This is a genomic window from Fulvivirga marina (genome assembly GCF_016775155.1).
Classification (GTDB): Bacteria; Bacteroidota; Bacteroidia; order Cytophagales; family Cyclobacteriaceae; genus Fulvivirga; species Fulvivirga marina.
In genome coordinates this window covers 161,438-176,974 of record NZ_JAEUGD010000058.1, presented here as the reverse complement: position 1 = coordinate 176,974, position 15,537 = coordinate 161,438, and the positions used below count along the sequence as shown (strand labels likewise).

10 protein-coding genes are annotated in these 15,537 nt (G+C 41.9%); 9 read left to right on the top strand and 1 reads right to left on the bottom strand.

Going from position 1 to position 15,537, the window contains the following annotated elements:
- Positions 1 to 6: 6 nt before the first annotated feature.
- Positions 7 to 1,098 (bottom strand): alkane 1-monooxygenase, encoded by a 1,092-nt coding sequence (locus JMN32_RS17145; RefSeq protein ID WP_202857587.1) that lies wholly within the window; start codon positions 1,096 to 1,098, stop codon positions 7 to 9.
- Between the two features lie 305 nt (positions 1,099 to 1,403).
- Here JMN32_RS17145 and tgt point away from each other — a divergent pair, with 305 nt between their 5' ends.
- The 9 genes from tgt to JMN32_RS17100 all read left to right on the top strand — a co-directional run bounded on the left by tgt (position 1,404) and on the right by JMN32_RS17100 (position 15,324).
- Positions 1,404 to 2,534 carry a tRNA guanosine(34) transglycosylase Tgt gene (tgt, locus tag JMN32_RS17140; RefSeq protein ID WP_202857586.1) on the top strand — a complete coding sequence of 377 codons (1,131 nt, stop codon included), beginning with the start codon at positions 1,404 to 1,406 and terminating at the stop codon, positions 2,532 to 2,534.
- The gene (locus JMN32_RS17135) at positions 2,535 to 3,608 is read left to right on the top strand and encodes an LptF/LptG family permease (RefSeq protein WP_202857585.1); all 1,074 of its coding nucleotides are present in this window, start codon (positions 2,535 to 2,537) and stop codon (positions 3,606 to 3,608) included.
- Complete coding sequence (locus JMN32_RS17130) at positions 3,608 to 4,522, top strand: DMT family transporter (protein ID WP_202857584.1); 915 nt, start codon at positions 3,608 to 3,610, stop codon at positions 4,520 to 4,522. Before JMN32_RS17135 ends, JMN32_RS17130 begins: the two co-directional genes overlap by 1 nt.
- A gap of 282 nt (positions 4,523 to 4,804) precedes the next feature.
- Positions 4,805 to 5,164 carry a hypothetical protein gene (locus JMN32_RS17125; protein ID WP_202857583.1) on the top strand — a complete coding sequence of 120 codons (360 nt, stop codon included), beginning with the start codon at positions 4,805 to 4,807 and terminating at the stop codon, positions 5,162 to 5,164.
- Positions 5,165 to 5,980: 816 nt separating this feature from the next.
- Positions 5,981 to 9,166 carry a glycoside hydrolase family 48 protein gene (locus JMN32_RS17120; RefSeq protein WP_202857582.1) on the top strand — a complete coding sequence of 1,062 codons (3,186 nt, stop codon included), beginning with the start codon at positions 5,981 to 5,983 and terminating at the stop codon, positions 9,164 to 9,166.
- Positions 9,167 to 9,515: 349 nt separating this feature from the next.
- The gene (locus JMN32_RS17115) at positions 9,516 to 11,645 is read left to right on the top strand and encodes a glycoside hydrolase family 97 protein (protein WP_202857581.1); all 2,130 of its coding nucleotides are present in this window, start codon (positions 9,516 to 9,518) and stop codon (positions 11,643 to 11,645) included.
- Positions 11,646 to 11,945: 300 nt separating this feature from the next.
- Positions 11,946 to 12,875 carry a DUF5996 family protein gene (locus tag JMN32_RS17110; RefSeq protein ID WP_202857580.1) on the top strand — a complete coding sequence of 310 codons (930 nt, stop codon included), beginning with the start codon at positions 11,946 to 11,948 and terminating at the stop codon, positions 12,873 to 12,875.
- A 221-nt stretch (positions 12,876 to 13,096) separates the two neighbouring features.
- Positions 13,097 to 14,209 (top strand): SPFH domain-containing protein, encoded by a 1,113-nt coding sequence (locus JMN32_RS17105; RefSeq protein WP_202857579.1) that lies wholly within the window; start codon positions 13,097 to 13,099, stop codon positions 14,207 to 14,209.
- A complete protein-coding gene (locus tag JMN32_RS17100) occupies positions 14,209 to 15,324 on the top strand; it encodes a hypothetical protein (protein WP_202857578.1) in 1,116 nt (371 codons plus the stop codon). Before JMN32_RS17105 ends, JMN32_RS17100 begins: the two co-directional genes overlap by 1 nt.
- Positions 15,325 to 15,537: the final 213 nt, after the last annotated feature.

The following is a 15,537-nucleotide window of genomic DNA, read 5'->3' as shown; positions in this document are numbered from 1 at the left end:
ATAGGCTTATGCAGCTTGCAGGTCATGCGATGAGTGCCACTTTTCCAGCCTTTTATTCATCATGCTGAACCATAGCGGAGGAACCAGTGCAATGATGATCATAGTAGGGTAGCCGGCCGGCAATTGCGGGCTTTCATCGTAATGGTCCAGTACCTGGTATCTTTTAATGGCATTGGCATGGTGGTCAGAGTGACGCTGTAACTGAAAAAGAAAGAAGTTACTGATGAGATGGCTGGCATTCCACGAGTGAATAGGAGTTACCCTTTCGTACCTGCCTTCGGAAATCTCTTTGCGCTGGATACCGTAATGCTCTACATAGTTGACCAGTTCAAGCAGGCTAAAGGCAAAGAAACTTTGTGCGAAGAAAAACACAGGTACCTGCCAGGTGAAGTAACCTGCATAGGCGCTAAGAACGAAAGTAATTGCTGCGCAAAACAAGATAGGCAGCACAGCAAACCAGATCATGCTGTTATCCAGACTCAGCGGTTTTTTACCTTTACGTCGCAACCTGTCATTTTCAATTTTCCAGGCATGGGTATAGCCCATAAAAACGGATCTTACCCAAAAAGCGTAGAAGGTTTCATTTTTGTGAGCCGTGGCAGGATCTTCAGGAGTTGCCACATGTACATGATGGCCTTTATTATGTTCTATATAGAAATGCATATAGCAGACTGTCATCAGCAGTAGTTTGCTATAAAATCGCTCTAAAGGGGATTTTTTGTGACCCAGCTCATGAGCTACGGTTATACCGATGCCACCAGTAACTAAGGCAAAACTTAAAGTGAAACCGATCCATTCTAAAGGAGTGTTGATGTTGCCGAAAGTTACTACATAGATGCCCCAGAGAAGAAAGGCCAGTTGGAACCAGGTCCAGATGTATGTTACAAAACGATAATAAAATTCGTTGGATACCGCCTTAACCTTCTCTTTAGGTATATTTTGAGTATTAATCCCTACGGATTGGTCAATTAATGGCATTAAAATAAATACATGAAGCATGGTAATGAAATTTCCCCATCCTCCCAGAGTGTAGCCCAGCAGTATCCATGCAGGCAGTATAAAAGCAGTAAAAAAGCCTAGTTTGCGACCTATATTCATGTATGTAAAATAGTGAATTTAGGTGAGGTTTGCCAGTACTATGAAGAATCAATACTAATAAAATATAAACGTTGCTCTTTAATTTAACCTGCCTTTTCGGTTTGCAGGAAGGTGTCTGATTGTGGAAGACCGGGTTTAGGTCATTGATTTTTATTTTACTTAAAGCCATGCTGGGGGAATAAAACCATGAGGTATGCAGCCCTGGAACCTATGTCCATAAATTTCAATACTGAGTAAAATACTAAACCTTAGTGGCATTTGTAATATTCCCCTTATTTTTGCAGGCCATTTATTAAAGGTAAAAAATGAATTTTAAGCTAGAGTCAAAAGATCCTGGGAGCAAAGCAAGAACAGGTACTATAACCACTGACCATGGAGACATCAAGACTCCTATTTTTATGCCGGTAGGTACAGCAGGTTCTGTTAAAGCGGTACATCAACGAGAGCTGAAGGAAGATATCAAAGCCCAGATCATATTAGGAAATACTTATCATTTATACCTTAGGCCAGGGCTTGACATTCTTGAGGAAGCAGGAGGTTTACATAAATTTAATGGGTGGGACAGGCCTATTCTTACGGATAGTGGAGGGTACCAGGTCTACTCATTGGCCGATACACGTAAAATAAAAGAAGAAGGAGTAACCTTTCAGTCGCATATCGATGGCTCAAGGCATATGTTTTCACCAGAGGCAGTAATGGATATTCAGCGGACCATAGGGGCAGATATCATCATGGCTTTTGATGAATGTACACCTTACCCCTGTGAATACGACTATGCTGAGAAATCCATGCATATGACGCATCGCTGGTTGAAACGCTGCTGCGAGCATTTTGACAAAACTGAAGGTAAATATGGATATAGTCAAACATTATTCCCGATAGTGCAGGGCAGTGTTTACAAAGACCTGCGTACACAGTCTGCTGAGGCTATAGCATCGTTTGAACGTGATGGTAATGCTATTGGAGGTTTGTCTGTAGGTGAACCGGCGGAAATGATGTATGAAATGACGGATCATGTTTGTAATATTTTGCCGTTAGATAAGCCACGTTACCTGATGGGAGTAGGTACGCCTGCCAACATCCTGGAGTGTATTGCTTTAGGTATAGATATGTTTGACTGTGTGATGCCTACCCGAAATGCCCGGAATGGCATGCTGTTTACATCGGAAGGTATCATTAATATAAAAAATAAAAAGTGGGATAGAGACTTTTCTCCGATCGACCCAGTTTTGCCTGGATATGTCGATAATTTTTATTCAAAAGCTTATCTTAGACATCTGATCATGAGCAAGGAAATTTTAGGCGCGCAAATTGCTAGCATACATAACCTAAGTTTTTATCTATGGCTGGTAGGAGAGGCTCGAACACAAATAGAAGCGGGCACTTTCAGTCAATGGAAAAACAAAATGGTCAGCAAGGTTTCTCAACGACTCTAAATGAAGTTAATAGATAAGTACATACTTAAGAAGTTTTTAGGGGCTTTTATCTTTACAGTTCTCATTATTGTATCCATTATTCTGGTGATTGATATCACAGAGAAGACGGATAAATTTGCGGATGCGGGTTTGCAAACACCACAAATCCTGGGTTACTATCTGGATTTTATTCCATGGATAGCCAATTTTATTACCCCACTAACTGTTTTTATTGCTACAGTATTTGTTACAGCCCAAATGGCCGGGCACACTGAAATAGTGGCTATACTGAGTAGCGGTGTTTCCTTTAAAAGAATGTTGCTACCCTACCTGATCGGATCTACCATGATTGCTGTTACCAGTTTTGTGCTTACAGGATGGGTAATACCTAACTCTAATAAATCCAGGGTGGCTTTTGAAGTGGAGTACCTTAAGAGCAAATTTTACTTTGATAAAACTAACTACCACATACAGGTGGCACCCAATACCTATCTCTATATCAGGAGTTATAATAACCAGACAGAGATGGGGTATGATTTTACCTTGGAGAAGGTTGACGGAACCAGACTTTTAGAGAAACTTTCGGCGTCGCGGATCAAATGGGATGAGGATAAATCGAAGTGGGTGCTGAGCAATTGGCGTAAGCATAGCATAACCGGTGATGTTGAAAAAATTGAAGAGGGCAAAGAAATAGATACAACACTGGCTATACATCCTAGTGAATTTGATAATGACTATCGCAGTCAGGATGCCATGACCATTGATGAACTCAACGAACAAATTGATAAGCTCAGATTGCGGGGGGCCAGCAATGTGGAGGTTTTTGAAGTAGAAAAATACACCCGTTTTACTTCGCCGTTTGCAGTTTTAATACTGACCTTCATGGGAGTAATCGTATCAGCAAGGAAAACACGAGGTGGGGCAGGGTTCCAGATTGCCCTGGGGTTCTTTTTATCTTTCCTTTATATTTTGTTCTTTATCATGACCAAGACCATTGCCGAGGCGGGAAGTATGAATCCTGCATTTTCGGTATGGATTCCTAATATTCTATTTGGAGGAATTTCACTTTTGATGTATAAATACGTACCCAGGTAATGACTGCTACCACAAAAGATTATGTCACCTTACACTTTATTGTGTGGATTTGGGGGTTTACGGCTATTCTTGGACTTCTTATTTCTATTCCTTCGGTTGAAATAGTTTGGTACCGTACCATGCTGGCCTTTATGGCACTAGGAGTTATGCTACATTTCAGAAGGCATAACTTTCAACTTGGGTACAAAGAAGTACTTAAAATCCTGGGTACCGGTTTTATTATTGCAGCTCATTGGATACTTTTCTTCGCAGCGGCAAGAGTTTCCACAGCTTCTGTTTGTTTGGCGGGTATGGCCACCTGCTCTTTGTGGACCAGTTTTGTTGAACCTTGGGTGAACAAGAGAAAGATCAAGATCTTTGAAGTTGTTCTTGGCTTAGTAGTTATTGTAGGCCTGTATATTATTTTTAGATTTCAGTTCAACCACGCCCTTGGATTACTGATGGCAGTGGTTTCTGCTATGCTGTCAGCCCTGTTTTCTGTGATTAATGGGCAACTGACAAAGAAACACGGACCTTATATGATCACCTTTTATGAAATGCTTGGTGCATTTCTGGGCACCTCGTTATTTTTTCCGGTCTATATGACTCACTTTGCATCAGATGGGCAGCTACACTTGGTACCTACAGCTATGGATTGGCTTTACCTTTCCATACTGGCCTTGATTTGCACAGTTTACGCATTCTCCGTGTCAGTAGAACTTATGAAAAGGATATCAGCCTTTGTGGTTAACCTTACGGTTAACCTTGAGCCTGTTTATGGTATTATCCTGGCCGTACTCATTTTTGGAGAAAAGGAAAAAATGGAGCCAGGCTTTTATTGGGGAACGCTAATTATTCTTGCTTCAGTCTTGGTTTACCCGGTTATCAATAAGCGCTATAAGCGGAAAGCTCTTGAGGTAGATAATCTGCGATGACGGTTTCTGGTCTTCATGGTGTGAAGAGAGGGGAGAATGACAAAGCAATCTCCTGATTTTGCATAGACTTTAGGAAAGCCTGCAACTAGCAAGAAAGTAGCGGTAACTATTTTATATTATTAAGTTCCCTCTTAATTTATCCAGACTATGTTTTGATTATCAAAATTTTATAGTTTGGATTAAAATGAAGGACGATAAATTACGAACATACATTATAGGAGGGGCATTTTTAGCTTTCCTTGGTCTCAAGGATTTTCCTGTATTCAATCCCCTGTATCCAGAATGTCAAAAAAAGTAGAGCAAGAAAAGAAATTTGATATTTATGCCACTTGCGAACTTGCAGGATTACAAATAAACAATACCACTGCTAGATTGCAGGTAAGGTCTAACCTCGATCTGTGTGATAAGCCAAGAATTGGATTGCTTCTGTTGTTTTTAATTGGAGTGTTCGTAGGAATCTTGACAATCGCCTATTCTCACAATTATATAGAAATAATAATAGGGGCGTGCCTTGGATTCGGAATTGCGGGATTTTCAGTATTGATCATGTTAAAACAAGCTTCAGACTATCTTTTGATAACTAAGGAGAATATTGAATTTCGAAACGATTTCAAAAAAAGAAGGCTGCTGATCTTAAAGTAAAAATGCATTTAAGAACTGAGTGTGTTCAATTGAAATCACTGCCAGGGTCAGGGTCCAAATTTAGGATTGTGGAGTTATTAATTTGCAATGGTATAAATGAGTATCGAGTGTTAAATTTTCAATTGGAAGAGAAGTTTTCAAAGGAAGCTAATATCCTTGGAAATGAATTTTGTAGACTCATTAAAGATAGAGTTAAGAAAGCTTGATTGTACAATTGTTTATTCGGTCCAGATCGATGACTATGGCCTAAGCTTGAACCACAAATGAGACTATATTCCAATAATAACATTCAGGCAAGAGGTTCCCTCAAATTTTCTGCCACTCCTTAGCTTGTTCAAATCATTTCCTTGATGAAACAGCATTTGTTCCGATGATAATCTTGTGATGAACAGTAAGTTTTCTCCGCTTTTACAATCTTACTAAGTCTGACCGTGATATAATCACCCCGCTGTTTTGATGTAAATGTCGCGGTTTTAATTTTCATCCCATGTATGCGTTCCAAACTAAAAAGGTAAGGTAGAAAGCCCCCTTTTATGCCTGTTTAAATGGTTTTTTATGGCAGACAATACTCCAGAACTTTGAGACTATAGTGCCAACAGGTGAATTTAATTAGTGATTTCTTTGGGAAAAGCTCGAGTAAGAGTCTGGTGAAAACAGATTCTTGTTTTTGGGGACTCAATACCAGCTACTTTCTGTGAGATGCATATTCCGAACATTGACGGTGGGATATATCACGGAAATGAATTTACTCCCACTATCCCCTTTTTTAATATGGAATGTAATCGATTAATCAACTATAACCAAACCCTTACTTCTATGAAGACAAATTTAAAATTACCGATGCTTTTTTTGTTGATGCTGGCATGGTGTTCCTATGTCAGTGCGCAGAACGTGTACATTGATAGGTTTAAAGAGTTAAGAGGAGAGTTTTACGATCCTGCCAACGGCTATTTTAGCCCCGACGGAGCTCCCTACCACTCAGTAGAAACCTTGATTGTAGAAGCTCCTGATCATGGGCATGAATCTACCAGCGAATTATATTCTTACTGGATCTGGCTTGAGGCCATGCATGGCAGGATCAGTGGAGACTGGCAGCCCTTGAATCAGGCATGGGGGAAAATGGAGGATCATATTATTCCTTCAAAAGAGGACCAGCCCACTAACAGTGCTTACAATGCTTCAAGTCCTGCTACCTATGCGCCGGAATTCCCCGAACCTAGTTACTATCCATCACCATTGCAGTTTAACACACCCGTTGGGAGTGACCCTGTATCGCCTGATTTGACGGCTGCCTATGGTCCGGAAGTCTATGGCATGCACTGGTTGCTAGACTGCGATAACTTTTATGGTTATGGAACAAGAGGTGACGGCGTTACCACCCCGTCTTTCATCAACACCTTCCAGAGAGGGGAGCAGGAGTCTGTTTGGGAAACAGTTCCCCAGCCCTCTTGGGAAGCGTTCAACTGGGGAAGCGACAAAGGTTATTTGCCTTTATTTACCCTCGACCAGAACTATGCACAACAGTGGAGGTATACCAATGCGCCGGATGCAGACGCCAGAGTAGTGCAGGCCATGTATTGGGCAGCTGAGTGGGCAAAAGAGCAGGATTTGAACCCTAACTCAATCATTCCACTAAATGATGCCAGCAAAATGGGTGATTTTACCCGGTTGGCCATGTTTGACAAATACTTCAAACCGCTGGGTGCGCAAAGTCCGGATGCTTCAGCTTCTGGTTATGAAAGTGCACATTACCTGATGTCGTGGTACTATGCGTGGGGCGGCTCTATTTCTACTTCTGGAACCTGGGCATGGAGAATAGGATCAAGTCATTGCCACTTTGGATATCAAAACCCGGTTGCAGCCTGGGCTTTGACAGCCTATGATGATTTAAAGCCGGCATCTCAAAACGGAGCCAGAGATTTCGGAACTAGTTTGGATCGTCAGCTTGAATTCTATCGCTACCTACAATCAGCTGATGGCGCCATTGCAGGTGGAGCTACTAACAGTTGGAACGGAGACTACAGCCCATATCCGGCAGGAAAATCAACTTTCTACGGAATGGCCTATGATGATCAACCCGTGTACCATGATCCCGGAAGCAATACCTGGGGAGGATGGCAGGCATGGTCTATGGAGCGGGTGGCTGAATACTACTACCTGTCCAACGACCCAAGAGCCAAGGAGTTGATGGATAACTGGGTGCCTTGGGTAAAAGAGCATGTTCAGTTAACAGGTAGTACTTTTCAAATCCCTGCTGAACTGGAATGGAGCGGTGAGCCGGATACATGGAACCCTGACAACCCGGGAGCTAATAGTAACTTAAGAGTAACAGTAACCGGTTATAACCAAGATTTAGGAATCGCCGCATCCTTTGCCAAAGCTTTAATTTATTATGCCGCAGCTACGGAGAAATACGAAGTGATCGATGAGGAATCAAAAGTACTTGCCAAGGAGATATTGGACAGAATGTGGAATAACTTCCGTGATGAAAAAGGCCTTGCTTCTCCCGAAGAAAGAGGAGATTATGTCAGGTTCTTCGAGCAGGAAGTCTATGTTCCTGAATCTTTTAACGGAACCATGCCTAATGGAGATGTTATAGAAAGTGGCATCACTTTTCTTGATATCCGCAGCAAATATAAAAATGACCCTGACTTTCAGAAGCTGCAAAGCAGTTACGAGAGCGGTCAGCCTTACGAAACCAGATACCACAGGTCATGGGCGCTGATAGAAATTGCCCTGGCCAATGCAGAGTATGGTTTCTTCTTTGGTGATGGTGGTGATGCTTCTCCTACAGTAAGCATTGAGTCTCCAGCTAACAATGCCGTTTTTACGCCTGGTAGTGATATTACCATTCAGGCCAACGCAGCGGATGACAATGTAGTGGCATCGGTAGAGTTTTTCCAGAATGGTATCAGCTTGGGTGTAGATAATAGTGAACCGTATGCAGTCATTTGGAATAATGTTGCGGAAGGAAGTTATGTATTAACTGCTGTTGCTACGGATGATGCTGGAAATACAAGAACATCGATTCCTGTAAACATTACTGTTGGAGAGGAGAATAATGATCCTGTTGCTATAATATTGGCTAATCCACTTACAGGAGAGGCATCATTAGAGGTGAACTTTGATGCCAGTGGTTCGAGTGATGCAGATGGCGATGTGCTTTCCTACAGTTGGAACTTTGGTGACGGAGCTTCTTCCACAGGAGCAGTTGTTAGCCATATTTATACAATGGTAGGTACATATGCAGCTACGGTCACGGTAACAGATGGCAATGGAGGTTCGGCTACGGCCAGTGTAAATATTGAAGTATTGCCTTCAGGTCCATCAGATTGTGGTTTTGATACACCACTAGCATCGGGCTTGCCTAGCATAAACAAGAGCTTTAACAATACTCATGTGCTTGGTGCAGGAGGCCCTGACCTGAGCAATGTCACTAACTTTACCATTAACTGGAGTATCCAACACAACGGTTTATGGCAGTTGTCTTTCAATACAAATAATGGTCAACCCAACTGGTGGATTGATTTAAGAACTGTGTCTGCTTCAGCATTTAGCCAGGCACAGCCGGATATAACGTTCAGCAACAGCGGTATTCCGGGTTTGGATGGGGCTTACTGGGTGGCATTGGATAACGATAACTTTGTGATGGTATCTAAAACAGGCGGATTTTCTATCTATTTCAGTAATGCATCCACACCGCCGGTTTGTAACGCGAGTAGCAGGTTAGCGCAACGGTTGCCAGAAGCTGAATACAGATCAAATTCGGATATTGTTGTATACCCTAACCCTGCGGCAAACAAGTTGAATGTTGTGGTACGAGATGGTTATACCTGGCTGCGATTGGTGGATGTAAGCGGCCGTGTAGTACTCGATAAACAAACTACTACTTCTAATTCCCAAAGTATAGAACTGGACGTTAGCAGTTTTGAGCCAGGAATGTACCTGTTGCATATCAACAATGGAGACAGATCTGAAATAAAGAAGGTGGGGATAAAGTGAAATAAAAATAGTTAGATAGGAGGCCCTCGGAGTTGATTTGGCTTCGGGGGCTTTTTTGTGGGGTGTGCAGAGGAACCCTGAGTCACCGGAATTACGATTTAATCAATCGGTTTTTAAATTATCAATGCTTTTTATACCTAAACGGGTATATTTTATCTCAACACCATATAGTTATACTTGTACGGGTATAATTTTATAATTAAGTCTCAAAGCGTGGGAAAAAGCTAATATTGGCAAGAAAACTGGGTAAATGAACCCTTCTACCAAACCTTTCCTCTATACTCAATACCCACTTTTCAATACTACTCTTTATTTTAGAGCCTGAAAGAATAAAAACTAAAAACGTCCCATGTTAAGAAAACTAACCCTGCTGGCAATGGTATGCCTGATTCCTATACTATTGACGGCTCAAGAATTAAAATCCCCTGATGGTAATTTGTTAATGAAGTTTGAATTGTCTGATGAAGGGATCCCTTATTACAACCTGAATTATAAAGGCAAACCGGTTATAAAGCCCAGTGCGCTGGGGCTGGAATTGATGGATGTCGCTTCCATGGATGCAGGCTTTGAGATAAAAGAAGTAAAAGAGCAGTCAGTGGATAATAGCTGGAAGCCCGTTTGGGGAAAGCAGTCAATCATTAGAAATAACTATAACGAACTGTCGGTCATGTTGGTGCAGCCCGCTCTTAAAGGGCGTTTTATCCGTATCAGGTTCAGACTTTTTGATGACGGGCTGGGCTTTAGGTACGAATTTCCCAAGCAGCCTGAGCTAAAATACTTCATCATCAAAGAGGAACTAACCGAATTTTTCCTTGCTGGTGATCACAAGATATTCTGGATTCCTGGTGACTATGACACAAACGAATATCCATATACTACTTCTAAAATCTCTGAGCTACCTGAGAAAATGGAGGAGGCGACCATTCAAGTAGCGGCTCAAAGCCCTATTGAAAATCTGGCAGTGCAGACACCATCCATGATGAAGACTGCCGATGGTCTTTATATCAACATTCATGAGGCTGCTTTGGAAAATTATTCGGCTATGAATCTCAATGTAGATGCTGATAATTATAAAATGAGTGCTCACCTTACGCCAGATGCCATTGGCAATAAGGGCTATTTGCAAACGGATACACATTCGCCCTGGAGGACCATAGTAGTAAGTGACAAGGCTACAGATATTCTGGCATCTAACCTGATTGTAAATTTAAATGAACCTACCTCTTATCAGGATGTATCATGGATAAGCCCCGTCAAGTACATTGGTGTGTGGTGGGAGTATTTTGTCCATGGCGGAAGTACCTGGGCTTATGGCACTGAAACTAATGTGAAGATGGATGATGATTTTTCGAAATTAACTCCCAATGGTCGGCATGGAGCCACTACTGAAAATGTAAAAAAGTATGTCGATTTTGCAGCAATGCACGGTTTTGACGCTGTTTTGGTTGAGGGTTGGAATATAGGCTGGGAAGACTGGTTTGGCAACTGGAAGGAAGATGTTTTCGATTTTGTAACACCATACCCCGATTTTGATGTAGAAGAGCTGCAAAAATATGCCAGTGCCAAAGGTGTACGAATTATGATGCATCATGAAACTTCAGGTTCAGCTGCCAACTACGAGCGCAGACTGGACAGGGCATTTCAGTTTATGGCTGACCATAACTACAATTCAGTAAAAACCGGTTATGTTGGTAAGATTATACCCCGGGGAGAGCATCATGATGGTCAGCGGATGGTGAATCATTATATCCATGTGGCACGACGTGCCGCAGATTACGGGATCATGATCAATAGCCATGAAGCCGTTCGCCCTACAGGTTTACATCGTACTTACCCTAACTGGATAGCTCAGGAGTCTGCCAGGGGTACAGAGTTTGAAGCTATGGGTGGCCTGCACCCGGAGCACACGACTATTCTGCCTTTTACAAGACTGATGGGAGGGCCAATGGATTATACACCAGGCATTTTTCAAACCACTTATAACGATGGCGAGCAGCGGATAAATACTACCTTGGTAAAGCAGCTGGCATATTATGTAACCATGTACAGCCCACTACAAATGGCGGCTGATCTGCCTGAAAATTATGACCGTTTCCCTGATGCATTTCAATTTATTAAAGATGTAGCTGTAGACTGGGATGAAAGCCATTACCTTGAAGCCGAGCCGGGCGATTATGTGACTATAGCTAGAAAAGCGAAAGGTGAAAACGAGTGGTATGTCGGCGGAATAACCGATGAAAACGCCCGAACTGCTAACATCTTATTCAGTTTTCTACCCAAAGGAAAGAAGTTTGTGGCTACTATTTATGCGGACGGCAAAGATGCTAGCTGGAACGAAAACCCTCAAAGCTATGATATTCGAAAGGTTGTGGTTGACTCAAAAAGTAAATTGAACCAAAAACTGGCTGCCGGTGGAGGTGTTGCTATCAGCATAGTTGAGGGTACAAAAGAAAATATGAAAGGCCTTAAGAGGCTTTAAATAAGCAAGTATTCCACTTGTAAGGTGCAAGAAATTGTTATAAGCTGTCTTAAAAGTCACATTCATCACTTTTGAGGCAGCTTTGATAGTATATTTTACCCGTGACGAGTGAGATCAGTTGTTTGCATTTGTCTCTTATTAAGATAGCATGAAAAGCCATTACTAAAAGCAGCACCTTCGATTTAAACAGTAAGCTAATTATTGGTGTCAAACTGCAGACTTTGTTATCTTACAAAAGGGCTCAAGCGTGTTGAATTGTTGGTTATAGACCTGAGCCACCCGTACAAAACAACATACGTTATGACACAAGCCCCTCAATTGCCTGATTTACCCTTCCATGCCTGGACTGATACTCGTCTTACCCTGCATTTGATATTGCAGATTATCGGTAAATCCCAGTTAAAACTAACAACCAGAAAAAATCACTGGTGGTACATCACCTTATACGTCACATCAAGGGGTTTTGGCACCCACAGCATTCCTATTAATTGTGGTCAGGATAGTGTTGATATAACGTTTGATATATTGAGAAAAGAAGTTGTTATTTTATGCAGTACAGGTAGAATAATGACTATATCTCTGAAGAAAGAGCCTGATGTTGCTACTTTCTATAAACAATATATGGAAGCACTGGCCAGCCTCGGCTTGTCCCCTCAGTTTGTACCTAAACCCTTTGATATGGGGGTTGATGAACCATTTGACCAGTTGAAGGAGTATCACCACTATGATTGGGATTTTATTAACCGTTTTTGGGGAATCATGAGGTGGAATGATGCTATTTTTAAAGAATTCAGCGGAAGATTTTATGGTAAAACCTGTCCTGTTCAGATTTATTGGCATCATATGGATTTGGCTGTAACCCGGTTTTCAGGAAAGAAACTCCCGGCTATGGATAGCTCGGCTCGTACCTTAGAGAAGGATACTTATTCGCATGAACAAATAAGTTTTGGCTTCTGGGCGGGGGATGATAATGTTCAGGAGCCTATGTACTACTCTTATACTTATCCATCCCCAGAAGGAATTGATCAAGAAGTTTTGAAACCAGATGCAGCAAAATGGATGGATAGCAATGGTAGCCCTATGGTACTTCTTACTTACGAATACGTAAAGAATGCCAAGGATCCAGCTGGGGCAGTATTATCTTTTTTGGAAAGTGCCTATCAGGCCGGAGCGAAACGAGCGGGCTGGAATTTAGAAGAGCTCAAAGTGCCTGCCATCAAAGACCTATGATAGACTCAAAAACTTAATTTAAGAGATAAGTCTAAAGGAAATAAATAAGCTACTTTAGATTTTCTAGCATTCTCTGATTATAACTATAGCAGAATTAGATCGGGTGCCTTGTAAATTTTTACTGAAATAAAATCACTGAAAATTATAAAGTTTATTTAATTTGGATGGTGATTTTAGCGTTGTATAACCTGGGTCAACATTATTACCAATAAACTAAGGACATGGGACTATTTAGCAGTATCAGGGGAGAATTTATAGATATCATCGAATGGACCGACAATACCAATAATACTCTGGTATACCGGTTTGAAAGGCACGATAACGAGATAAAAAGTGGAGCGAAGTTAACCGTAAGGGAAGGCCAGGTGGCTGTATTCATTAATGAAGGTCAGCTGGCGGATGTGTTTTTGCCAGGCATGCATACGCTCACAACTGCCAACCTGCCAATTCTGTCTACTTTAAAAGGGTGGAAATATGGATTTGATAGTCCTTTCAAGGCAGAGGTTTATTTTGTTAGTACGCGCAAATTTACGGACCAGAAATGGGGTACTAAAAACCCCATAACGCTTTCAGACAACCGGTTTGGTATGCTGGAAATCCGCGCATTTGGTACTTATGTGATCAGAATTACTGACCCCGGACTCTTCATCCGCGAGGTGGTAGGTACAGATGGACACTTCACAACAGATGAAATCAATAACCAGCTTAGAAGTCTGGTGGTTACCCGCTTTACAGATGCTATAGGAGAGGCTGATCTGCCCGTAGAAAAATATGCTGCCAATACCAATGAAATATCCCAACTGGTGCAGGGCATCATGCAGGAAGATTTTGAAGTTTATGGAATTGACCTGGCTAATTTCCTAATAGAAAATATCTCTATGCCAGACGAAGTCAAGTCTGAGATATTCGAGCTAAGTAGACTCAGTGCGGTTGATCTGGATAAGTTTGCAAAGATCAAAGCTGCCAAAGCATTGGAGAAAGCTGCTGAAAATGAAAGTGGTACAGCAGGTGCCGGAATGGGCATGGGTATGGGTTTTGCCATGGCCAACCAGATGGGACAGTCTTTTTCACAACAACAAAACCAACAACAAAACCAACAAACACAAGGGGGCCCGCCACCAATACCTAACCAAGTAACATTTTATGTGGCGATCAACGGCCAGCAGGCGGGGCCATATGATATGCCTACACTACAACAAATGGTAACACAACAGCAGGTTACAAGAGAAACTTTGGTCTGGAAACAGGGTATGGGTAACTGGACAGCAGCAGGTCAGGTATCAGAACTTAACAGCCTGTTTGGTAGTGTGCCACCGCCACTTCCCCCTCAATAATGAATATGGAAAGTCAAATGAATCAGGAGGCAGCTACAACAGGTACTTTTGGCTGCACCTCCTGTGGCGCAGACCTGAAATACAAGGTAGGTACATCAGAGCTGAAATGTGAATACTGTGGTGCTACAAATGAGATTCCTCAATCAGAGGAGGCCATAGAAGAACTGGATTTTGAAGCACATTTTGAGCAGGCTTCGAAAGCTCAGGATCATATAGCTGTAAATATGGTTAAATGCTCGGTGTGTGCTGCCGAATCATCTTTGGAGTCCAATATCACTTCATCTCATTGTCCTTATTGCGATACACCATTGATTGTGAGTACGGCCCACATCGAAGATATTTTGCAGCCTAAAAGTTTACTGCCTTTTAAAGTTACCAAAGAGGAGGCCCTGAAGGCATTTCGTAAATGGATTAATAGCCTCTGGTTTGCTCCTAATGCCTTAAAAAAGGCAGTGCTTTCGTTTGACCATTTTAAAGGGGTTTACTTGCCATACTGGACTTATGATGCGCAAACGGATACTCCTTATACCGGTCAGAGAGGGGAGTACTATTATATTACAGAAACTTATACAGCGACCGAAAATGGTAAATCTGTGACAAAAAGCAGACAAGTGCGTAAAACACGTTGGCACTCGACTTCAGGCCGGGTTCAACAGTTTTTTGATGATGTGCTGGTGCCAGCATCGCAGAGCTTGCCACAAAAGCAGGTAACAGCCTTGCAGCCTTGGGACCTGGATAATCTGATACCATTTGATGCCAAATATTTGAGTGGCTTTATTACCGAAAAGTATCAGGTTGATCTGAAACAGGGGTTCGGTCAGGCCAGTAGAGTTATGGATGCCCGTATTTCCCACCTGATTCGCCAGGACATTGGAGGTGATGAGCAGCGTATTCTTAACTACAATACTGCCTACTCTGATATAACATTTAAGCACATCTTATTACCGGCGTATGTCAGTGCATATAATTTTAAAGGCAAACTTTACCGCTTTTTAGTCAATGCAAGAAGTGGTGAAGTGCAGGGGGAAAGGCCATGGAGTGTGGTCAAAATTGTATTGGCTATTTTAGCTTTTGTTGGTATTTCAGCACTTTCCTACTGGCTTTTTGGGAAATAAGGTTTAGCTTGACAAGGAGCAGGTTATGATTACAAATTTGGCTGTTGCTTTACTAAACTTTAAAAGTTTGGTAAAGTTTACGGCTGGTTGTACTAGCGGAGACAATAATGAGGGATTACAATGGCTTTAAATTGATTTTGGAAACATCAATTACTCATATTACCTACCTTTTTTAACACTTCATTTAGAGTACTTTAACAAACCATTAACATA